General features: G+C 69.0%; 19 protein-coding genes. 5 read left to right on the forward strand and 14 right to left on the reverse strand.

Annotated features, from left to right (window positions below; genetic code table 11):
- Window positions 1–197: 197 nt before the first annotated feature.
- The 11 genes from QSV35_RS05455 to QSV35_RS05505 form a co-directional block, all read right to left on the reverse strand.
- The gene (locus tag QSV35_RS05455) at window positions 198–467 is read right to left on the reverse strand and encodes a hypothetical protein (protein ID WP_286287467.1); all 270 of its coding nucleotides are present in this window, start codon (window positions 465–467) and stop codon (window positions 198–200) included.
- Between the two features lie 72 nt (window positions 468–539).
- Window positions 540–1,682: an ABC transporter ATP-binding protein gene (locus tag QSV35_RS05460; protein WP_286287469.1), complete on the reverse strand. Its 1,143-nt coding sequence runs from the start codon at window positions 1,680–1,682 to the stop codon at window positions 540–542.
- Window positions 1,679–3,241, reverse strand: a complete 1,563-nt coding sequence (locus QSV35_RS05465) for an ABC transporter permease (RefSeq protein WP_286287471.1) — start codon at window positions 3,239–3,241, stop codon at window positions 1,679–1,681. The genes QSV35_RS05460 and QSV35_RS05465 overlap by 4 nt, the downstream gene beginning before the upstream one ends.
- A gap of 3 nt (window positions 3,242–3,244) precedes the next feature.
- Window positions 3,245–4,291: an iron ABC transporter substrate-binding protein gene (locus QSV35_RS05470; protein ID WP_286287473.1), complete on the reverse strand. Its 1,047-nt coding sequence runs from the start codon at window positions 4,289–4,291 to the stop codon at window positions 3,245–3,247.
- 382 nt (window positions 4,292–4,673) lie between these two features.
- On the reverse strand, window positions 4,674–4,799 hold the full coding sequence (locus QSV35_RS05475) for a hypothetical protein (protein ID WP_286287475.1): 126 nt from the start codon (window positions 4,797–4,799) through the stop codon (window positions 4,674–4,676).
- Between the two features lie 118 nt (window positions 4,800–4,917).
- Window positions 4,918–5,685: an ABC transporter ATP-binding protein gene (locus tag QSV35_RS05480; RefSeq protein ID WP_286287477.1), complete on the reverse strand. Its 768-nt coding sequence runs from the start codon at window positions 5,683–5,685 to the stop codon at window positions 4,918–4,920.
- On the reverse strand, window positions 5,675–6,406 hold the full coding sequence (locus QSV35_RS05485; RefSeq protein ID WP_286287479.1) for an ABC transporter ATP-binding protein: 732 nt from the start codon (window positions 6,404–6,406) through the stop codon (window positions 5,675–5,677). Before QSV35_RS05485 ends, QSV35_RS05480 begins: the two co-directional genes overlap by 11 nt.
- A complete protein-coding gene (locus tag QSV35_RS05490) occupies window positions 6,403–7,452 on the reverse strand; it encodes a branched-chain amino acid ABC transporter permease (protein ID WP_286287481.1) in 1,050 nt (349 codons plus the stop codon). Before QSV35_RS05490 ends, QSV35_RS05485 begins: the two co-directional genes overlap by 4 nt.
- Window positions 7,449–8,327 carry a branched-chain amino acid ABC transporter permease gene (locus QSV35_RS05495; protein ID WP_286287483.1) on the reverse strand — a complete coding sequence of 293 codons (879 nt, stop codon included), beginning with the start codon at window positions 8,325–8,327 and terminating at the stop codon, window positions 7,449–7,451. The genes QSV35_RS05490 and QSV35_RS05495 overlap by 4 nt, the downstream gene beginning before the upstream one ends.
- Window positions 8,328–8,334: 7 nt before the next feature.
- Complete coding sequence (locus tag QSV35_RS05500) at window positions 8,335–9,594, reverse strand: amino acid ABC transporter substrate-binding protein (RefSeq protein ID WP_286287486.1); 1,260 nt, start codon at window positions 9,592–9,594, stop codon at window positions 8,335–8,337.
- Between the two features lie 108 nt (window positions 9,595–9,702).
- Window positions 9,703–10,719, reverse strand: a complete 1,017-nt coding sequence (locus QSV35_RS05505) for a LacI family DNA-binding transcriptional regulator (protein ID WP_286287488.1) — start codon at window positions 10,717–10,719, stop codon at window positions 9,703–9,705.
- A 100-nt stretch (window positions 10,720–10,819) separates the two neighbouring features.
- Here QSV35_RS05505 and QSV35_RS05510 point away from each other — a divergent pair, with 100 nt between their 5' ends.
- Genes QSV35_RS05510 through QSV35_RS05525 form a run of 4 tightly spaced genes read left to right on the forward strand, consistent with a single transcriptional unit; the run spans window position 10,820 to window position 16,114 of the window.
- Window positions 10,820–11,761, forward strand: coding sequence for an NAD(P)-dependent oxidoreductase (locus QSV35_RS05510; protein ID WP_286287489.1), 942 nt, complete (start codon window positions 10,820–10,822; stop codon window positions 11,759–11,761).
- Window positions 11,758–12,999: a M24 family metallopeptidase gene (locus QSV35_RS05515; protein WP_286287490.1), complete on the forward strand. Its 1,242-nt coding sequence runs from the start codon at window positions 11,758–11,760 to the stop codon at window positions 12,997–12,999. Before QSV35_RS05510 ends, QSV35_RS05515 begins: the two co-directional genes overlap by 4 nt.
- Window positions 13,000–13,039: 40 nt before the next feature.
- Window positions 13,040–14,605, forward strand: a complete 1,566-nt coding sequence (locus tag QSV35_RS05520; RefSeq protein ID WP_286287492.1) for a phytoene desaturase family protein — start codon at window positions 13,040–13,042, stop codon at window positions 14,603–14,605.
- Window positions 14,606–14,623: 18 nt separating this feature from the next.
- Window positions 14,624–16,114, forward strand: coding sequence for an aldehyde dehydrogenase family protein (locus QSV35_RS05525; RefSeq protein WP_286287494.1), 1,491 nt, complete (start codon window positions 14,624–14,626; stop codon window positions 16,112–16,114).
- Between the two features lie 52 nt (window positions 16,115–16,166).
- Here the strand turns inward: QSV35_RS05525 and QSV35_RS05530 are convergent, their stop codons facing one another.
- The 3 genes from QSV35_RS05530 to QSV35_RS05540 are packed head-to-tail and all read right to left on the reverse strand — an operon-like array spanning window position 16,167 to window position 18,293.
- Window positions 16,167–17,051, reverse strand: coding sequence for a hypothetical protein (locus QSV35_RS05530; RefSeq protein WP_286287496.1), 885 nt, complete (start codon window positions 17,049–17,051; stop codon window positions 16,167–16,169).
- 10 nt (window positions 17,052–17,061) lie between these two features.
- On the reverse strand, window positions 17,062–17,727 hold the full coding sequence (locus QSV35_RS05535) for a GntR family transcriptional regulator (RefSeq protein WP_286287498.1): 666 nt from the start codon (window positions 17,725–17,727) through the stop codon (window positions 17,062–17,064).
- Between the two features lie 23 nt (window positions 17,728–17,750).
- The gene (locus QSV35_RS05540) at window positions 17,751–18,293 is read right to left on the reverse strand and encodes a VOC family protein (RefSeq protein ID WP_286287500.1); all 543 of its coding nucleotides are present in this window, start codon (window positions 18,291–18,293) and stop codon (window positions 17,751–17,753) included.
- A 145-nt stretch (window positions 18,294–18,438) separates the two neighbouring features.
- Between QSV35_RS05540 and QSV35_RS05545 the strand changes: the two genes are divergently transcribed.
- Window positions 18,439–20,616, forward strand: coding sequence for an alpha-ketoacid dehydrogenase subunit alpha/beta (locus QSV35_RS05545; protein WP_286287501.1), 2,178 nt, complete (start codon window positions 18,439–18,441; stop codon window positions 20,614–20,616).

Below are 20,616 nucleotides of genomic sequence, written 5' to 3' on the forward strand. Positions count from 1 at the left end.
GGAGCGGAACCGCTTCCGCGCAGCGCGCGGATCAGGACCGGAACGGTCGTGAGCAGCGCAGGCGTCTGCGGACTGAGCCTGCGCCCGGCGCCGTGAATCGCGCCGCGCCCTCGCTCGACCGCTGCATGAGCCCGTCGGAGCACTACCCGCTACAGAATGACGCTCAGGCGGATTCACTGTGCCCCCGGCCAGCCGTTCTACCAGACGGTGCCGCCGCCGATCGAGAAGCCGCCCCACGTGAGCAGGATGAAGATGGCGGCGAACACGACGGGAGCGATGCCCTTGCCGTTGCGGGCGAGTCCCTTGAGGAGGCCGATCACGGCGAGGATCGCCGCGACGATCGACAGCGCGCCGCCCGCGATCAGCCCGATGAACAGGGGGATGGGCATGAGCAGGAGGCCTGCCAGCGCGAACCAGAACGCGGCCCAGGCTGTCGGGTTCGACTGTCGTTCGACGGAGGATGACATGAGCCCATTATCGTGACTACTCGCTGGCAGCCTGGGAGGGTCGGTGATCGCGCCTTCCCACCGGGCAGGGGATCAGGCCACCGGGTCAGCTGGGAATGCGACGCCTTCGCCCACGACACGCAGCGCGATCTGGGCGCCGGCGCGGCCGAGCGCGGCGTTCCAATGACGGATCGTGATCACCGTCGGCTCGTCGACGAAGCGGGGATCCGCGTCGGCGTGCGGCTCCACCCGCAGCCGCACGGTCGATTCGGGGCCGAAGTAGACCGCGCCCTCGACGGTCGCGCGGATCGGAGAGTCGACGACGACGTGTACCTGCTCCGGACGGAGGAGCAGCTTCACGCGGCCTTGCACGGTCGGCCGACGCACCGGCACGACGCCCAGGGCGCAGGAGGCGAGCGATCCCTCGAGCATCGCGTCGAGGATGATCGTGTCGCCGAGCAGGTTCGCGACGCCGAGGTCGCGTGGCCGGGTGTACACGACGATCGGGGCGCCGACCTGCACGAGACGACCCTCGCGCATCACCGCCACCTCGTTCGCGAAACTGAGCGCTTCGGCCTGGTCGTGCGTGACGAGCACCGCGGTCGTCTGCGACGCCGTCAGGATCTCGGCGATCGCCTGCCGGGTGGCCGTGCGGAGCCCGGTATCGAGGGCCGAGAACGGCTCGTCGAGCAGCATCATCGCGGGCTTGCGGGCCATCGCGCGGGCGATCGCGACGCGCTGCTGCTGACCGCCGGAGAGCTGGTCGGGTCGCCGATCGGCCACGCTGCGCGGGAGCGCCACAAGGTCGAGGAGCTCGTCGACGCGGGCCCGCAGGCGATCCCGTCCTGTGCGGTCGGCGCGCGGCAGCCCGAACCGGATGTTCCGCGCGACGCTGAGATGGGGGAAGAGGCCGCCATCCTGGGTGACGTAGCCGACACCACGCCGATGCGCGGGGGTCCAGGCGGCGGGGCCTGCGACGGTCTGGTCGCCCAGGACGACCGTGCCCTGCGCCGGGCGCTCGAACCCGGCGATGACGCGCAGGAGTGTCGTCTTGCCGGAGCCGGATGCCCCCACGACCGCAGTGATGCCGGCGTGCGGAACTGCGAGGTCGACGTCGTCGAGAACGCGGGTTCGGCCGTACGACATGGACACCCCGCGTATCTCGAGGTGGGACGGGCGGATGCGTCCGGGCCCGTCCGGCGTCGACCGGTTGGAGCCGATGTTTCGTGCGGTCATAGGTCAGCTGCCTTCATGGACTGGCGGAACAGCAGATAGGTCATCGGCGCACAGATCAGAACGAGGAGCAGTGCATACGGTGCGGCACCGGCGTAGTCGATCTCCGAAGACAGGCTCCAGAACCGTGTGGCGAGGGTCGACACCCCGATGGGTGAGAGGAGGAGCGTCGCCGTGAGCTCGCCCGCGACCGCGAGGAACACCATGGCGCCGCCGGCGGCCGCCGCAGGCGCCACGAGGCGCAGCGTGACCGACAGGAAGGAGCCCGAGGGTGTGCGGCCCAATGCTTGGGCCGACTCCTCGAGGCAGCGGGGAGCCTGCGCGATCCCCGCCTGAAGCGGGACGAGCGCGCGGGGAAGGAACAGGAGCGCGTATGCGATCACGAGCATCGCGGTCGTCTGGTACAGCGCAGGAACCAGCGCCAGGGAGATCGTCACGAACGAGAGCGCGAGCACGATGCCAGGCATCGCGCTCGTGGTGTAGTTCGTCCGCTCGAGGATCCGGCTGATGGCACCGGGGTACCGGACAGCGAGCCACGCCAGCGGGAACGCCGCGAGCACGGTGACAATCGCCCCCAGGATGCCGAGACCCAGCGTCTGTGCCACGACCCCACCGATCTCCGACGCATCCCACGCCTTCGCTCCGCCGCGAAACAACCACCCGGCGATGACGGCGAGCGGCACACCGAGCGAAAGCACGGCGACCGCAGCCAGCACCGTCTGGGCGGGGAGCTGACGCCATCCCAGGCGCGCCCTCGTCGGAGCCGACGCCACGCCGGAGCCGATCCGGGCGTAGCGGGCTCGGCCGCGTGCGCCCGCTTCGACCACCAGGATCAGCAGACACAGGACCATGAGCACGCCGGCGAGCATGCTCCCGGCGGGGCCGTTGAAGGTGGAACGGTACTGATCCATGATCACGGTCGTGAACGTGTCGAACCGGATCATCGCGAACGCGCCGTACTCGGAGAGCAGGTGAAGCGCGACGAGCAGTGATCCACCGAGCAGCGCCAGCCGGAGCTGCGGGAGGACGGTTCCGAAGAACACGCGCACCGGCCCGTGCCCGAGGCTCGCAGCGACGTGCTCGAGCGCCGGGTCGAGGCGTGCGAGCGCGGCCTTGACCGGGATGTACACGAAGGGGAAGTACGACAGGGTCGCGATCAGGACGCCGGCTGAGATCCCGGACAGAGATGGGATGACGGAGACCCATGCGTAGGACGTGACGAATGCCGGGATAGCCAGCGGCATCGCCAGGGCGACCCCCCACAGCGGTGATCCCGCGAGCGAGGTGCGTTCGACGAGCCATGCGGCACCGACGCCGATCACGACGCACAGCGGCACGGTGATCGCCATCAGCAAGAGCGTGTTGCCCAGGAGCTCGCCGACGCGCGGGCGCATCAGGAGAGCGATGGATGCATCCCAGCCGATCTGGATCGTGGTCGCGACGACGAAGCCGAGCGGCAGCAGCGACAGCACGGCGACGACGACCGCGGGCACCACGACGCCGAGCGGCGGGCGGAGGGAGTGCCCCCGCACCGCCGTTCGGGGTGCTGCCGTCTGCGTCACTGGTTAGAGCAGACCCGCCGCGGTCATGAGGTGAGTGACCTGCTTGGAATTCAGCGTGCCCGGGTCGACTTTCGGCGCCTCGAGGTCGGTGAGCGCGGGGAGCTTCTCATTCGCGGCGACCGCGGAGCCGACCGGGTACTCGAACGAGACCGAGCCGCTCTGGAGGATCTTCTGACCCTCCACGCCGGTGATGAAGGCGAGGAACTTCTGAGCGGCTGCCTGGTGCTTGCTGGCGGCGAGCACGCCGCCGCCGGAGACGGACACGAAGGCGCCCGGGTCCTGGTTCTTGAAGAAGTGCAGTCCCACGTTCTTCGAGTTCTCGCCGGTGCCCGCCTGGTCGCCGTACCAGTAGTAGTGATAGATGACGGCGCCATCGACCTGACCGGCATTCACCGCCTTCATCGCGGTGGAGTTGCCCTTGTAGGCCTGCGCGTTCGTCTTCATGGCGGCGAGCCACTCGGACGCGACCTTCTCGCCCTTCAGCTCGACGAGCGCGGAGACGATGGCCTGGAAGTCCGCGCCGGTCGGCGACGCCGCCCACCGCCCCTTCCACTCGGGCTTGGCCAGGTCGAGAAGCGAAGCAGGGAGGTCCTTCTCGCTGAGCTTCGACTTGTCATACGCGAACACCGTCGAACGAGCCGCGATGCCGACCCACTTCTTCGATGACGGCGCATACTCCGCGGGGACGTTCTTCACTGCCTCCGCGCCGGGCGCGGCGAGCAGCCCTGCATTCTCGACGGCGCTCATCGCGGGCGAATTCTCCGTGAGGAACACGTCGGCGGGGGAGTTCTTGCCCTCCTGGATGAGCTGCTGGGCCATCTCCGGGTCTTCTCCGTTGCGGACCGCGACCTTGATGCCGGTCGCGGCGGTGAAGGCGTCGACCCAGGCCTTGGTGAGTTCCTCGTGCTGAGCGTTGTAGACGGTGATCGTCTCGTCGCTTCCCGATGCTCCTGACGCGGATGTGGCGGGGCTGCTGCTGCAGGAGGTGAGCGCGAGGGCGGCAGCGACCGCGGCGGCGATGGTCAGCAGGGGACGGGTACGTCTGTTCACGGGAATCCTTCGGGCGGGCAGGCGTTCGCGCCACGGAGCCGGGCGCACATCCAATATAGGTTAGGCAAACCTAATGCCACAAACGGAGACGTGACCGAGACGGGCGCGCGACTGCTGTACGAGCTTCTCGGGATGGGCCGTTCCCTCCAGCGCCCGGTAGTCGTACGCTACGGCGATTCCTGCAGCCCACCTCGCACTCTGTCCGCGCACCTCGCGCACTGGAGCATGAGCGGCGGCACCTCATCCACGGACGAGCCGTCGGTCGTGGCGGCGTACCGGTTGCCGCACGCGCTCAAGCGCTCGACGCCCCGGAACCAGTGGAAGCGCCGACCGTCCAATCGGGCCCAGAAGCCGGTCGACGTCTCCCCGGATCGCGGGACGGTCACGGCTGATCGTCGCCGGTCGCCTGCTCGGCATCGGGCTGATCATCGTCGACCTCGACGATCACGACGCCGGTCGTCGCGCTCATGCTGTCGAAGATCGGGCTGCTGCTCTCGCTTGTCTCCATGGGGACCTCCATCCATAAGACGGCGAATGCCGCAGTTCATGACGCGGGTTGCGCGGTCCTCGAAGCGCAAGGATGCCCCGACAGTCCAAGAGACTGCCGGGGCATCAACTCCCTCTTCTCAGGCGGCGCCGTCGGCGACCTCCACCTGCTCGAGCGAGACGTGGGACGCGGCGCCGAGGTAGAGCCGCGCCACCTCGGGGTCGTTCAGCAGGGCGTCGCCGGTTCCGGTGAGCGCGACGCGTCCGGCCTCGAGCACCACGCCCTTGTCAGCCGCCTGCAGGCCGGAGCGGGCGTTCTGCTCGACGAGGAGCACGGTGCGACCGCCATCGGCGAGCGTCCGGATGCTCTCGAACACGGAGACGCGCGACTTCGGGTCGAGGCCGATCGACGGCTCGTCGAGGAGGATGAGCGCCGGATCGAGCATCAGCGAACGGGCGAGCTCGACCTGCTTCTGCTCGCCGCCAGACAGAGATCCCGCCTGGGCGTTCCGACGGCTCGTGACGATCGGGAAGTCCTCCGCGATCGCCTCCGCGCGCTGCTTGACGACGGCGCCGTCGCTCAGGCTGAACGCGCCCATGATGAGGTTCTCCCACACCGTCATCTCCGGGAAGAGACTCCGATCCTGCGGGACGTGGACGACACCGCGCAGCAGTCGCTCGCGGGGGCGGAGCTGACCGATCTCCTCCCCGCGGAAGCGGACCGTGCCGGACTTCGGCCGGAGGAGACCGGAGATCGTCTTCAGGACGGTCGACTTGCCGGCGCCGTTCGGGCCGATGAGGCAGACGACCTTCCCCGCTTCGACCTCGAGGTCGACGCCCTTCAGGATGAGGCCGGCGCCGTATCCGGCAGTGACGCCGGACAGCGTGAGGAGCGGTTCAGGAGCCAAGGTACGCCTCCAGCACTTTCGGATCGGATTGGATCTCGGACGGGGTGCCCATCGCGATCGGCGCTCCGCGATCGAGGACGATCACCGGGTCGCACAGCCGCATGACGAACTGCATGTCGTGCTCGACGATCAGGAACGTCGTCCCCGCGGCGTGCCGCTCGCGGATGTGCCGCTCCATCGTGTCGATCATGACGGGGTTCACGCCCGCGGTCGGCTCGTCGAGGAGGACGAGCTTCGGCTCGCTCATGAGCACGGAGGCGAACTCGAGGAGCTTCCGCTGCCCGTAGGAGAGGTCGGCCGCACGCAGCCCGGCGAGGTCCGAGAGACCGAACTCCTCGAGCATCCTCATGGCGCGCTCGTGGTCCTTGCGGCTCACACGCCGCTGGAACATGGTCGTCCACGATCCCCCGCGGGCCACGACGAGGTTCTCCTCGACCGTGAGCTCCGGGAAGATCCGCGCCTGCTGGAACGTCCGCGACAGCCCGCGACGGTACAGTGGCGCCGGCCGTGGCCGGGACACGGTCTCGCCGCGGAAGTCGAGGCGGCCCTCGTCTGCCTTCAGATATCCCGTGATCATGTTGAACGCCGTCGTCTTGCCCGACCCGTTCGGGCCGATGAGGGCGGTGATCGTGCCCTCTTCGACTTCGAACGAGCAGGAGTCGACCGCTTTCACCCCGCCGAACCGCTTCGCCAGTCCGTCGATCTGCAGCATGACGCTCATCGGGTCACCTCCACGATGGCCGCCGGTGCCGGAGTGCCCGCATCCGCGGCCGTGTCGGGTGGGATGGTCGGACCCGCTTTCGCCGCCGCCTGACGTCGCCTCCTCGCCGCCGTGACGGACGGGATGATGCCGCGCGGGAGGAACAGCATGATCACGATGAACACCGCCGCGTACGCCAGGAGGTAGAGCTGATTCGCCCCGAACGCCTGCGCGAAGTACTCCTGCGCGGGCACCAGGATGAAGGCACCGAGCACAGGCCCCCAGATCGTCCCCTTGCCGCCGAGGAACGTCATGAGCACCATGCCGATCGTGACCAGCGGGTCGATGGCGAACTGCGGATAGATGAAGCCGACGTAGTACGCCCACACGCCGCCCACCATGGCGACGAGTCCCGCGCTGAGCGCGAACGCGGTGACCTTCGCGGCCGTGACGCGCACGCCGATGCCATGCGCCTTGTCCTCGTCCGCGCGGATCGTCAGGAGCGACAGGCCGAACTTCGAGTTGGAGATCAGGTAGGAGAACCCCATCGAGATCGCCAGCAGCACGACCATGCCGAAGTAGAACGGCCACGCGTACGTCTGGGGCGGGAAGGGCGCCGGAGCCACCGAGGTGCCCTGGGCGCCCCCGGTGAGGCCGGTCAGGTTGAATGCCAGGGTCTGCGCCATGAACAGGATGGTGATCGTCACGATCGCGAAGACGTCCTGCCGCGTGCGCATCGACACCCAGCCGATCGGAACCGCGACGAGGGCGACGGCGAGACCGATGAGCGGCAGGGCGAAGAACGGTGCGTAGCCGTCCCCGACGCTCTTCGAGAAGGCGATGCCCACCGAGTAGGCGCCGATCCCGAAGAACGCTGCGTGACCGAGCGAGGGATATCCCGCGAAGCCGCCGACGATGTTCCAGGAGCTCGACAGCGCCGCGTACATCACGGTGAAGATAAGCATGTTCAACAGCCACGACGGTCCGCCCAGGAACGGGATGACCACGAGGGCGGCGAAGAAGATGCCGGCACGCAGCATCCCTGCGCGGGTGAGCAGACGGTTCACAGTGCACCTCGTACTTTCGCGCCGAACAGGCCCTGCGGCCGTACCAGCAGGACGAGCAGCAGGACGACGAAGAAGGCGAAGTCGGACCAGACCGGGGATGCGACGGCCGACACCACGCTGGAGACGACGCCCATGATCACGGCGGCGTAGATCGCGCCGCCGATGCTGCCGAGCCCGCCCAGGATGACGACCGTCAGGATGCGGCTGATGAGGTCGTAGTGGCTCCCCGGGTTGAAGGAGTTCAGCATCCCGAACACCGCACCGCCGGCCGCTGCGGTCGCGGAGCCCAGCCCGAATCCGATCGCGGACACCCGCTTGGCGCTGACGCCCAGCAGCTCCGCCGACATCGGATTCTGCACCGTGGCGCGCACCGACCGGCCGAACTTCGTCCGCTTCAGGATCAGTCCGAGGACGACCAGCAGCGCGATCGAGATGGCGAACGCCCAGAAGCGCACGACGCTGATCTGGAACCCGAAGAGGGTCCAGCTGTCGTTCGCGTAGCTCGGCTGGATGTTCGTCAGGTTCGCGCCGTACACGAACGAGAGGATGCCCTCCAGCCCGAGCGCGATCGCGAAGGTCACGAGCAGCGACAGCTGCGATACGTCGTCGCCGTGCAGCGGGCGCAGGAGCGCCCACTGCAGGCCGACGCCCAGCAGGAACAGCAGCGGCGTCGTGATCAGCAACGACACGAACGGGTCGATGCCGAACGACGTGAACAGCGAGTAGGTCAGGTACGCGCCGAGCATGATGAGCGCGCCCTGCGCCAGGTTGACGATCTTCATGATGCCGAAGATCAGCGTCTGGCCACTGGCCATGAGCGCGTACACGCCTCCGGTCAGGATGCCGAGGATGACGGCTTGGATGAGTGCGTGCATCGTCGGCCTACTGTCCGGACCAGGCGCGCTTCGGCGCGACCGGCGCGTGCTGGGCGCCCTGCGCCGGGTACACCGTCTGGATCTTGCCGTCGATCCACTGGATGAGCTTGTACTCTCCCTGCGGCGCTCCGTACTGATCCCAGCTGAGGTCGCCGACGAGCGTCGGCCACGTCCCCGAGTGCAGGGTCTTGATGATCGTCTGGTTGTCGACCTTGCCGGTCTTCTTGGCGACCTCGCTGACGAGCATGCCCGCGCTGTACGCCTCGGCCGACGTCGGGTCGATGGAGAGCTCGTCGCCGCCGTACTTCGCGAGATAGCTCTTGATGAACTCCGCGCTGCCGGCCTGCGACGAGCCGGGGTACCAGTCGATGCTCGAGAAGACGTCCTCAGTGTTGGATTCGCCGACGGCCTTGGGGAAGTCCGCGGGCGAGTTCGGGCCGTTCGACTCGTAGAGCCACTGCGGGTTGACGTGCAGCTGGATCATCGCCTTGATCTGGGCGAACGCATCCGCCTCCTGGGTGCCGCCGACGATCACATCGGGGTTCGCCGCCGCGACGCCCGAGATGATGGGCGTCATGTCCGCGGTCTCGGCGGGGTAGGTCTTGTCGTAGACCGTCTTGATTCCGGCGGCCTCGAACTTCTTCTGGATGCCCTCGGCGATCGGGGCGGCGAACGGGTCGTCCAGCTTGGCGTAGGCCGCGGTCTTCGGCCGTCGGTCGGCGGGAAGCGACAGGATGTAATCCGCGAACACCATGCCGCCCTGTGTGGATGGCGCCGGCTGCACGAAGAACAGGTTCCCGAGCTTCTGCTCGAACACGGAGGGCCCGCCGCCGGCCGGCTCGATGAAGGCGTAGTTGTACCGCGCGGCGATGCGCGACGCGGGAACGGTCAGCAGGCTCGAGAACGGCCCGAAGACGAGGTCTACGTGGTCCTGGTTGATGAGGTTCGTGTAGTTCGAGACGACCTGGGTCGGGTTCGAGGCGTCGTCGACGATCTTCAGCTGGACCTTCCGCCCGAGAACGCCGCCCTTGGCGTTCACGTCGCTCTCCCAGAGCTCGTAGCCGCGCTGAGCCGCCTTGCCCGAGTCGGAGAAGTCGCCGGACAGCGAGAGCGAGATTCCGATCGTGAGCGGCGAACTCGCGGGCGCGGTGCCGGATCCCGTCCCCGAGCAGGCGGTGACGGCCAGGGCGACGGTGGATGCCACGGCGGCGCCGACGAGCAGGCGACGGGCGCGGGATCGCCCGAGGGGAAGTAGTGGTTGCATCATTGCTCCTCTGACTTTTCGACTGCGTACCACAATCGATTGCAGTGAATTTCGCACATGTTGCAGACCTTGTCAAGGGTTCAGCGGATGCGAAGGATCGGCGGCAGGGGATCAGCGGCGCGGAACGGCTGTCGAGCCGCGCACGACGAGCTCGACGGGCAGCGCCACCTGGATGTTGCGGATGGTCTTCGTCTCGAGCTGGTCGAGCAGCAGTTGAGCGGCCTCGACTCCGAGGTCGAACAGCGGCACGCGGACCGTCGTCAGCGGCGGCAGGAAGTCCTCCGCGAACGGCATGTCGTTGAAGCCCACGATCGACAGGTCGTCGGGACAGACGAGGCCCGCCTCGCGCACGGAGTGATACGCGCCGAGGGCCAGGAGGTCGTTGCCGGCGACGAGGGCCGTGGGGCATTGCGGCCCGATCGCGAGCAGCTCCGCGGATGCGGCCTTCCCGGCCTCGACGCTGTATGCCCCGGCCTCGATGATCACTCGCTCGAGCCCGAGCGAATCGCACGCCGCGCGGAACGCGTCGGCGCGGACGCGGCTCGTCGAGAAGGCGGCGGGGCCCGCGAAATGCGCGATCGAGCGGTGCCCCAGATCGTGAAGATGCCTGACGGCGGCCTGGATCCCGTCGGCATCCATGCCGACGGCGGAGGGGTAGGGGACGCCGCCGGCATCCCGGTTCACCATCACCGCGTGGATGCCGCGCGCATACGCATCGGCCGCGACGGACGGGCCGGTGTGACCGGTTCCGAAGATGAAGCCGTCGACCTGCCGCTGCAGCAGGGACTCGAAGACGGTGCGCTCGATGCCCGCGTCGCCGTCGGTGTTCACGACGAACGCCGAGTAGCCGCGACCGGTGAGGCAGCTCTCCACGCCGCGCACGATCGGAGGGAAGATCGGGTTCGTGAGATCCGGGATGATGATCCCGATCGTCATCGACGAGTTCGTCCGCAGTCCGCGGGCGATCGAGTTCGCCGTGTAGCCGAGCTGCTTGGCGGCCCGCCGGACGCGCGCGCGGGTGTCGACGTTGACCTGATCCTCGGTCTTCGGGTTCAGGGCTCGGGACACGGTGCCGGGGTGCACCCCCGCGAGTTTCGCGACCTCCGCGATTCCGACCCGATCCGCCACGAGCCACACGATACAGGCTTGACAGCCGTTCGGCCTGCGTTTCATACTTCCTTCATCACAATCGATTGCAATGATTTGCGGTCGCGAAGGGAGAAGGACCATGGCTGAGCACACCATCGGCTGGATCGGCACCGGACGGATGGGCTACGCGCTCGCCTCCCGGCTGCGCGGCTTCGGCCACGACATCACCGTGTACAACCGGACGCGGGCGAAGGCGGAGCCGCTCACCGGACTCGGATGCGGGATCGTCGATCGACCCGTGGAGCTCTCCGACCGTGACGTCGTGTTCGTCATGGTGTCGACGTCCGCCGACCTCGAGGAGGTGCTGACCGGCGCGAACGGCCTGCTGACCGACCCCGACCGTGCACCGCGCATCATCATCGACTCGTCGACGGTCTCGGCCGAGGCATCCGCCCGCATGCGCGAGGCTGCGGCGGCCCGCGGCGCGAGCCTCATCGCCGCTCCCGTCAGTGGCAACGCGAAGGTGATCGAGGCGGGCAAGCTGACCGTCGCCGCATCCGGACCCCGTGGCGCCTACGGCGAGGTCGAGTACATCCTCGAGCACATGGGCCGCGCCGTCACCTACGTCGGAGACGGGGATGTCGCTCGGCTCGTCAAGATCGCGCACAACGTCTTCCTCGGCGTCGTCACGCAGTCGATGTCCGAGATCGTCGCCCTCGTCGAGCGCGGAGGCGTCTCGCGCGCCGATTTCCTCGCCTTCCTCAACGAGTCGGTCATGGGGTCGGTCTTCACGCGGTACAAGTCGCCGGCGCTCGTGAACCTCGACTTCACGCCGACGTTCACCAACATCCTCATGCGCAAGGACATGCAGCTCGGCCTCACCGCGGGCAAGGAGCTCGGCGTTCCGATGCCGATCGCCGCCGCCACCGACATGACCGTCGCGCAGGCGATCGGCGCCGGACACATCGCCGACGACTTCGCCTCCGTCTTCCTCGAGCAGACGCGTCGCTCCGGCTACACACCCGAGTCCGAGAACGTCGTGTTCGACGACGGGCTCGCCCCGCAGGTCGTCGTGGCATGAACGGAAGGCCGATCGGCGCCCCCGGGCACATGGGGGTCGACTACGAGGAGCGCGTCGACTTCGATCGCCTGCGGAACTACCGGGTGGCGAGGGCGAAGGCGGCCCTCGAGGCCAGCGAGTGCGGGGCGTTCCTGCTCTTCGACTTCTACAACATCCGCTACACCACCCAGACGTGGATCGGCGGGGCGCTCGGCGACAAGATGATCCGATACTGCCTGCTGGTGCGCGATCGCGAGCCGGTGCTGTGGGACTTCGGATCGGCGGTGCGCCACCACAAGCTCTACTCGAAGTGGCTTCCGGAGGAGAACTGGCGGGCGGGCTTCCTCGGCTTCCGTGGTGCCGTGCCGCCCTCGTCGGGCCTCATGCGCGACGCCGTGCGGGAGATCAAGGGCCTGCTCGAGGATGCCGGGGTCGCGAACGCGCCCGTCGGCGTCGACATCGTGGAGCCGCCGTTCCTCTTCGAGATGGCGGCGCAGGGCCTCACCGTCGTCGACGCGCAGCAGCACATGCTCGACGCCCGCGTCATCAAGTCCCAGGATGAGCTCATGCTGCTCAACCAGGCCGCGGCGATGGTGGACGGCGTCTACCAGGACATCGTCGAAGCGCTGAAGCCCGGCGTCCGAGAGAACGAGATCGTCGCGCTCGCGAACAAGCGGCTGTACGAACTCGGCAGCGACCAGGTGGAGGCGGTGAACGCGATCTCCGGCGAGCGGTGCAACCCGCATCCCCACAACTTCACCGACCGCATCATCCGACCCGGGGACCAGGCGTTCTTCGACATCATCCACTCGTACAACGGCTATCGGACCTGCTACTACCGCACGTTCGCGGTCGGCAGTGCGACCGTCGCCCAGCGCGACGCGTACACGCAGGCGCGGGACTGGATGGATCGGGCGATCGCCGCGATCCGCCCCGGGGCCGGCACCGACGACGTCGCGCGAGTGCTGCCGCGGGCGGATGAGTTCGGCTTCGATGACGAGCTGTCGGCGTTTGGCCTGCAGTTCGCGCACGGTCTCGGGCTGGGCCTCCACGAGCGGCCGATCATCTCCCGGCTGAACTCCCTGGACAATCCCATCGAGCTGCGCCCGGGGATGGTTTTCGCGATGGAGACGTACTGCCCGGCATCGGACGGCATCTCCGCCGCTCGCATCGAGGAGGAGGTCGTCGTCACCGAGACGGGCACCGAGATCCTCACCCGGTTCCCGGCGCAGGAGCTCATGGTCGCGAACGCGTACTGAAGCCACCGACGTCGGACACACAACAGCAGAAGGAGCCGCCATGTCGGTGCAGACAGCGGACATCATCGTCGCGGGCGCGGGGCACAACAGCCTCATCACCGCGTCCTACCTCGCCCGCGCGGGCTACAGCGTCATTGCGCTGGACGCACGCGCGATCCCCGGCGGCGGAGCCGCCACCGAAGAGCTGCTCGGCCCGGGATACCTCGTCGACTCGTGCTCGACCGGGCACACCCTCATCCAGAGCAATCCCCTGATGGCCGACGACGAGCTCGGCCTCATGCGCGACTACGGGCTCGAGTACGCGTGGCCGGACCCGGTCGCCCATGTGCAGTTCCCCGACGGTCGGCACCTCACGCACTATCTCGATCTCGACCGCACGCTCGAGGAGTTCGCCCGGTTCTCGCGGCGGGACGCTGATGCCTACGCGCGGATGCTGAACGAGTGGGCCGAGGTCGCCCCGCTGTTCAACCAGGCCACGAACACCCCGCTCGGCCTCGGGCCGAGCCTCGACGCGCTCCTCGACGCGCACCCGCGCGCGAACACGTGGCGCCGTCGCCGCGCGATGTCGGCGTGGGAGATCATCCGGTACGAGTTCGAGGACCGCCACGTCCAGTCGTACATGCTGTGGCAGGCCTATCAGACCATGGTGCACTCGGATGCGGCGGGCAGCGGTCCACTCGCGTACTCGATCATCGCCGGTCGCCAGAAGCAGAGCTGGTCCATTCCCGTCGGGGGCTCGGGGAAGCTCACCGACGCCTTGGTCGGTGTGTTCGAGGCGCACGGCGGGCGGATCGTCGTCGACACCAAGGTCTCGCGCATCATCCTCGAAGGCGGCCGCGCGGTCGGCGTCGAGACGACCGACGGCCGCGAGTACCGGGCGAACAAGGCCGTGCTCTCGACGATCCACGTGAAGCCGCTGCTCGACATGGCCCCGCGTGAGGCGTGGGGCGAGGACTGGGTGTACGGCGTCGAGACGTACGACAACGGCGCGCCCGGCTTCGCGGTCTATGCGGGCGCGGATCGACCGCCGGTCTTCGACGACGGAGAGGACGGTGTGAGCGCCGTCTCGGCCGGATACGCCGGGTGGCCCGAGGACATCCTCGCCCACACGCGCGCCGCGTACGACGGGGTGTGGCGGGACGAGATCGGGTTCCTCCTCGTGGCGACCCCGACGCTCGTCGACCAGAGTCGCGTACCGGTTCCCGGACACCACACGGTGAAGATGCTCAACACGGTCGGCGCCACCGACCTGCGCGGTCGGTCGTACGAGGAGTCGGTCGCCCGCCGGACCGCGGACATCAAGGCGCTCACCGCGCGGATCGCCCCGAACTTCACCGAGGACGCCATCCTCGCGCAGCTCGTAAAGGGCCCGCGCGAGTACGAGGCGGCGAACCCCGCGATGGTCGGCGGTGGGTGGCACGGCGGTGACCGCGGCATCACGTTCGCCGGGCCGAATCGCCCGGTGCCGGGCTGGGCGCAGTACCGCACCCCGATCCCGGGGCTCTACCAGACCGGCGCGACCACCTATCCGGGAGGGTCGGTCACCGGCGCTCCGGGCCGCAATGCGGCCACCGTCATGCTCGGCGACCTCGCCGACGCAGACTGACCCGTGGAGGGAATCCGAATGACCGAACCACTCACGAGGACCCTGTGGGCCTCCTTCATCGACGGCCGTTTCGTGGACGCATCCGCCCGCGAGGCCGACGCGTTCGGCGTGACCGAACCCGCTACGGGCCGCGTCCTCGCCCGCGTCGTCCCCGCGACGGATGCCGAGGTGGAAGCCGCGGTCGCTTCGGCCGCGGCAGCCCAGGTCGGCTGGGCCGCACTGTCTCCGCGCGAGCGCGGAACGATGCTGCGCGCCGTGGCCGCACGCATCCGCGAGCACGCCGACGAGCTCGCGACGCTCGAGGCGCGCGAGGTCGGGAAGCCCAAGCGCGACGCCGGACGCTTCGACATCTCCTTCAGTCACGCCGCGTTCGACTACTTCGGCGGTCTCGCCGACACGCTGCACGGCGAACTGCTCGACCAGGGGCCGATCGAGGCGCGCATCATCCCGGAGGCCTATGGCGTGGTCGCCGCCATCCTGCCGTTCAACTGGCCGCCGATCCACTTCGCCAAGAAGTCCGCGCCGGCGCTCGCGGCGGGCAACGCGGTCGTGATCAAGCCGGGCGAGCAGGCGCCGCTCACCGTGCTGCGGCTCGTGGAGATCGCGAACGAGGTCCTGCCGCCCGGAGTCCTCAACGCTGTCCCGGGCATCACGGCCGGCGCCGCACTGTCGGGGAACTCCGGCGTGCAGCGCATCACGTTCACGGGGGCGACGGCCACCGGCAAGAAGGTCCTGCAGGCGGCCGCGGAGAACCTGACGTACGCGACGATGGAGCTCGGCGGCAAGAACGCGCTCATCGTGCTCGACGACGCGGATGTCGAGGCGGCGGCCGAGGTCGCGATCGAGGGCATGTTCTACAACCAGGGCGAGGCGTGCACGTCGACGGCCCGCATCCTCGTCCACGACACTCTCTACGACGCGTTCGTCGCCGAGTTCAGCGCGCGGGCCCTTCGACTGAAGGTCGGCGACGGGCTCGATCCCGCGACGGACATCGGGGCGATGGTGGATGCGCGCCAGCAGGCGCGCGTGCTCGGGTACCTGCAGACGGCGCTCGACGAGGGAGCGACGGTCGCCGCCCAGGGGAGCATCCCCGACGAGCCCGAACTCGCGGGCGGGTATTGGGTGCCGCCGACGGTGCTCGTGGGAGTAACCCCCGATTCGACGTTCGGCCAGGAGGAGGTCTTCGGCCCGATCGCCGGGATCATGAGGTTCTCGACGGACGACGAGGCGATCGAGATCGCGAACGGCACGGCGTACGGGCTCACCGCGGCGATCTGCACGACCGATGAGCAGCGCGCATGGCGCCTGGCCCCGCGGCTCGAGGCGGGCATGGTCTTCGTCAACAACTACATGCGGCGCGCCTTCCTCGGCTCGCCCTTCGGCGGGCAGAAGGGCAGCGGCTTCGGGCGCGAGAACGCCGTCGAGACGCTGTGGGAGTTCGTGCGGACGAAGAACGTCCGTTTCCGCTCCGGACGCGGAGAGGTGCCGGTCTGGCCGCCGATCGACTGATCGAGCGGGTGACGCGAGGAGGGGAGGATGCCGCGGCATCCTCCCCTCCTCGTCAGTGGATGCCGGCTGCCGACAGGACGTCGACGCCGCGTCGCAGGTCGGAGGCGCCGCGGAGGTCGACGAGCGTGCGAACGGCTGCGGGGTCGGCGCGGCCGTCGCCGACGAGCCCTGCCGCGGGGGAGCGGAGCACGGTGAGATAGGCGTCGGCCAGTGCCGGCGCGAGTCCGAGGAGCCGCTGCGCGGACGCAGTCACGAGGTCGTCGTGTTCGCCCGCGAGGATCTCTGACGCCGTCGCGGTGAGGGCCTGTCCGACGGCAGCGACGCCACCGGCGCGCTCGCCGTCGAGGTGTGCGGAGCGGCAGAGGACCGATCCGAGGTAGGGACCGAGTTCGTCCACGGACGCGATCCGAGTCGCCCCCTGGGCGTGCGCGAGGAGCTCGTTCCCCGCGTTGAGGATCGTGAGATCGCACGCGCCGGCGATGAGCGCCGCCCGGCGCTTCGGCGTCGCGCCGAGCGAGACGACGTTGAGCCGGTCGCGCGTCCACCCGCGCTGTGCGAGCAGTGCGAAGGCGGCGAGCGCGTAGCCGGATGCGGTGACGTCGACCGCGAGCACGGGGGCGTCCAGATCGACGAGAGCGCCGAGCCCCGGACGCGCCCACAGCGACAGGTCGAGACCGCGGTCGACGGTGACCGGTACGACGAGGTCCAGCATGCGCCCGAGCGGGTTGTCCGCCGGGCCCGCGTAGAGCAGGACGTTGTCGGGGCTCGTGAGGGCAGCATCCACCGCCCCGTCGGCGAGGTCCCCGAAGACCTGGGGCGAACTGGTCGCCGGAACCGTGCGGATGTCCCAGTCACGCAGATCCGCCGCGCGGACGGTCGTGGCGACGTCGAGGAGGACGGACGGGCTGAAGGCGGCGATGGCGAGGGCGGTGGGCATCGGCGAGCGCTCAGCGGGTGGCGAAGACTTCGGGATGCTGCAGCAGCTCGAGTCGGCTGCGGCGGATGTGGCGGGCGAGCACCTGCTCCGCCTCGTCCTCGTCGTGCCGGCGCAGCGCGCCGACGATGAGGTGGTGGTCGTGGTGCACGCTGTGGTCGCCATCCGCGAAGAACCGGCGGGTGACCGCGCGGCGGTAGTGCTGGGTGCGGTTCCACAGCGACCGCACGGTGTCGCCGAGGACGATCGTCGGCGCCGATTCGAGGCAGGAGAGGTGGAAGTCGCGGTCGAGGCGGAGGAACTGCTCGACGTCGTCGGTCTCCTCCATCGCGTCGGCGAGCGCGTCGAGCCGGGCGACGTCCGCCGGAGAGACGAGCGGCGTGTTCATCCGCAGGAGGAGCGGCTCGAGCCGCTCGCGCATCTCGTAGAGCTCGTAGCACTCCTCGACGCTCAGCGAGGAGACCCAGGCGCCGGTGTTCGCGACGAGGGTCACCAGCCCTTCGGACTCGAGCATCCGCAGCGCCTCCCGGACGGGGAGCCGGCTGGCGCCGGCGCGCTCGGCGAGCTCGTCCTGCCGGATCCGCTCGCCAGGCGCGTACTCGCCCGCGAGGATCGCATCGCGGAGGTCGGCGGCGATCCGTGCACCGGTGTCGCCGTGGGTGGTCGCGCGTGTCGCCATGAGCGAAGTCTGCCTCATCGCGGTCACCGGGCGGGGTGGGCGGGATGCCACAGCACCCGATCGGCGCCGTCCTCGTACGCCTTGCCGCCCGGGAAGCTCACGAGCTCGAACTGGAGGCCCCAGGGGCTCCGGAAGTAGATCCAGCGCTGGCCCTCGGCCGACTGCCGGCTCGCGGTCGGTTCGCCCATGACCTCGACGCCGTTCGCGCGGAGATAGGCGACCGCGGCATCCAGGTCGTCGACGTAGAACGCGATGTGGTAGCCGCCGATGTCGCTGTTGCGCGGCTGCGGATTCTGCCCGTCGGCCGACTCGTAGAGGAAGACCTCGAAGTTGGCGCCGTGTCCCAGCCGATAGAAGCGGATCTCGCGGATGACCGTGCGCGGATGCACGCCCAAGTGGGTCTGCATCCAGTCCTCGTCCGACTGCTTCGCGCCGAGCGTGTAGATCTCCTCGCACCCGATCACGTCGACGAGGAACGCGTGCGCCTCCTCGAGGTCCGGCACGGTGAATCCGATGTGGTCGGTGCCACGGATCCCGGGGATGCCGACGGTCTGGCGTGTGCTCATAAGGCCTCCTTCTCGCCTCGATTGTATCCATCCACCTCTCGGCGGGGATAAGGAATCGGGGAATAGCTTGCCCAGGGTTGAACATTGGATCTAATATTGGATCCAATCAGCGGCGCAAGGTCGCTCGAGAGCGGGAGTGGCGAGGATGCCCAGGAAGAAGCGACTGCAGACCGGCGTCGACTGGTTCGAGCTGTCCACGACGGACGCGGACTGGAAGTCGGCCGACCCCGTTCTGCTCGGATCGATGCTCAGTCAGCTGCACCTCATCCGCGCCTTCGAGGAGTCCGTCCTGGAGCTGGCCGGGGAGGGTCTCGTGCACGGCCCCGCGCACTCGAGCATCGGCCAGGAGGGCGGCGCGGTCGGATCGATCATCGGCCTGCGCTCCACCGACGGCGTCAACGGGTCGCACCGCGGACACCACCAGTTCCTCGCGAAGGCCCTCACCCACGCGAGCGGGGGAGCGATCGATCCCGCGGATCCGGTGACCCCCGTCATCCAGACCGTCCTCCAGCGCACGCTCGCCGAGATCCTCGGGCTCGCGCAGGGCTACTCCGGCGGCCGGGGTGGATCGATGCACCTGCAGTGGCTCGAGGCGGGCGCCCTGGGCACGAACGCGATCGTGGGCGGCGGAGCGCCGATGGCGACCGGCAACGCGTGGGCGCAGAAGCACAGCGGCACGACGGATCTCACGATCAACTACTTCGGCGACGGGGCGGCGCAGATCGGCTCGGTCCTCGAGTCGATGAACCTCGCCGCCGCGTGGCGGCTGCCGGTCTGCTTCTTCGTCGAGAACAACCTCTACGCCGTCTCGACGCGCGCCGACGAGGTCACCGCGGACACCCGGTTCTCCGTGCGCGGGCAGGGCTTCGGCATCCCGTCGTGGCGTGTCGACGGGATGGATCCGCTCGCCGTGCACCTTGCGATGGGAGAGGTCGCGGCTCGTCTCCGCTCGGGTGAAGGACCCGCCGTCGTCGAGGCGGAGGTCTACCGCTTCTTCCACCAGAACGGCTCGTACCCGGGGAGCGCGTTCGGGTACCGGTCGAAGGAGGAGGAGGCGCAGTGGCGCGCGCGGGATCCGCTCGACCTGGTCGCCCGCAAGATGATCGAGCGCGGGCTCATCGACCAGGCCGGGGTGGACGCTCTCCGTGCGCGCGTGCAGCGGGCGATGACGGACGCCGTCTCCCAGCTCATCGAGCAGGATCCGGACAACGCGGGTACCCGCCGCATCCGCCCCGAACTGTGGCCGGAGACCGACTTCGTCAACGTCGGCGTGCGCGGCGACGGGAGCGAGCTCGACGGTCTTCCCCTTCAGCCTCGGGGCGGCGAGACGCGGGCCGTGAAGTTCGTCGACGCGGTCGCGCAGGTGATGGACCGGCGGATGGATGCGGACCCCCGCATCGTCGTGATGGGCGAAGACGTCCACCACCTGAACGGCGGAACGAACGGTGCGACCAAGGGCCTCGTGAAGAAGTACGGCGAGGGGCGGATCCTCGGCACCCCGATCAGCGAGAACGCGTTCGTCGGCCTCGCCGGCGGCCTCGCGCTCGACGGACGCTTCCGTCCCGTCGTCGAGTTCATGTACCCCGACTTCCTGTGGGTGGCCGCCGATCAGGTCTTCAACCAGATCGGCAAGGCGCGGCACATGTTCGGGGGCGACAACGCGGTTCCGCTCGTGCTGCGCACCAAAGTCGCCATGGGTTCCGGATACGGGTCGCAGCACCTCATGGATCCGGCGGGCATCTTCGCCACGGCGCCCGGCTGGCGGATCGTCGCGCCGTCGAACGCGACCGACTACGTCGGGCTCATGAACGCGGCCCTCGCGCTGCAGGACCCGGTGCTCGTGATCGAGCACGTCGACCTATACGGCACCGCCGACGCGGTGCCCGCGGGGGAGCTGGACTACGTCATCCCGCCCGGCGCGGCCGCGCTCCTGCGAGCGGGATCGGACCTGACCGTCATCTCCTACCTGTCGATGGTGAAGTGCGCCCAGGAGGCGCTCGACCAGACCGGCGTCGACGCCGACCTCATCGACCTGCGCTGGCTCGATCGCGCGTCGATCGACTGGGACACGATCGGCGCGAGCATCCGCAAGACGAACGCCGTGCTCATCGTCGAACAGGGCGCGCGGGGGACGTCGTACGGCGGATGGCTCGCCGACGAGATCCAGCGGCGCTACTTCGACTGGCTCGACCAGCCGGTCGCACGCGTCACCGGCGAGGAGGCGTCGCCGTCCATCTCGCGCGTCCTCGAGCGCGCGGCGATCGCCCGCACCGAAGAGGTCGTCTCCGCCCTCGAAGCGGTGCGCGCGGGATTCGGAGCCTGA

Origin of the sequence: Microbacterium candidum (assembly GCF_030315975.1) — a bacterium.
In the GTDB taxonomy this organism is placed as follows: domain Bacteria; phylum Actinomycetota; class Actinomycetes; order Actinomycetales; family Microbacteriaceae; genus Microbacterium; species Microbacterium candidum.

Excerpts from the sequence above, each read along its gene's own strand:
- QSV35_RS05540 (WP_286287500.1), bottom strand. The coding sequence starts at position 18,293 with ATGAGCACACGCCAGACCGTCGGCATCCCCGGGATCCGTGGCACCGAC.
- QSV35_RS05475 (WP_286287475.1), bottom strand. The coding sequence starts at position 4,799 with ATGGAGACAAGCGAGAGCAGCAGCCCGATCTTCGACAGCATGAGCGCG.
- QSV35_RS05500 (WP_286287486.1), bottom strand. The coding sequence starts at position 9,594 with ATGATGCAACCACTACTTCCCCTCGGGCGATCCCGCGCCCGTCGCCTG.
- QSV35_RS05485 (WP_286287479.1), bottom strand. The coding sequence starts at position 6,406 with ATGAGCGTCATGCTGCAGATCGACGGACTGGCGAAGCGGTTCGGCGGG.
- QSV35_RS05495 (WP_286287483.1), bottom strand. The coding sequence starts at position 8,327 with ATGCACGCACTCATCCAAGCCGTCATCCTCGGCATCCTGACCGGAGGC.
- QSV35_RS05455 (WP_286287467.1), bottom strand. The coding sequence starts at position 467 with ATGTCATCCTCCGTCGAACGACAGTCGAACCCGACAGCCTGGGCCGCG.
- QSV35_RS05545 (WP_286287501.1), top strand. The coding sequence starts at position 18,439 with ATGCCCAGGAAGAAGCGACTGCAGACCGGCGTCGACTGGTTCGAGCTG.
- QSV35_RS05530 (WP_286287496.1), bottom strand. The coding sequence starts at position 17,051 with ATGCCCACCGCCCTCGCCATCGCCGCCTTCAGCCCGTCCGTCCTCCTC.
- QSV35_RS05515 (WP_286287490.1), top strand. The coding sequence starts at position 11,758 with ATGAACGGAAGGCCGATCGGCGCCCCCGGGCACATGGGGGTCGACTAC.
- QSV35_RS05520 (WP_286287492.1), top strand. The coding sequence starts at position 13,040 with ATGTCGGTGCAGACAGCGGACATCATCGTCGCGGGCGCGGGGCACAAC.
- QSV35_RS05510 (WP_286287489.1), top strand. The coding sequence starts at position 10,820 with ATGGCTGAGCACACCATCGGCTGGATCGGCACCGGACGGATGGGCTAC.
- QSV35_RS05460 (WP_286287469.1), bottom strand. The coding sequence starts at position 1,682 with ATGACCGCACGAAACATCGGCTCCAACCGGTCGACGCCGGACGGGCCC.
- QSV35_RS05525 (WP_286287494.1), top strand. The coding sequence starts at position 14,624 with ATGACCGAACCACTCACGAGGACCCTGTGGGCCTCCTTCATCGACGGC.
- QSV35_RS05535 (WP_286287498.1), bottom strand. The coding sequence starts at position 17,727 with ATGGCGACACGCGCGACCACCCACGGCGACACCGGTGCACGGATCGCC.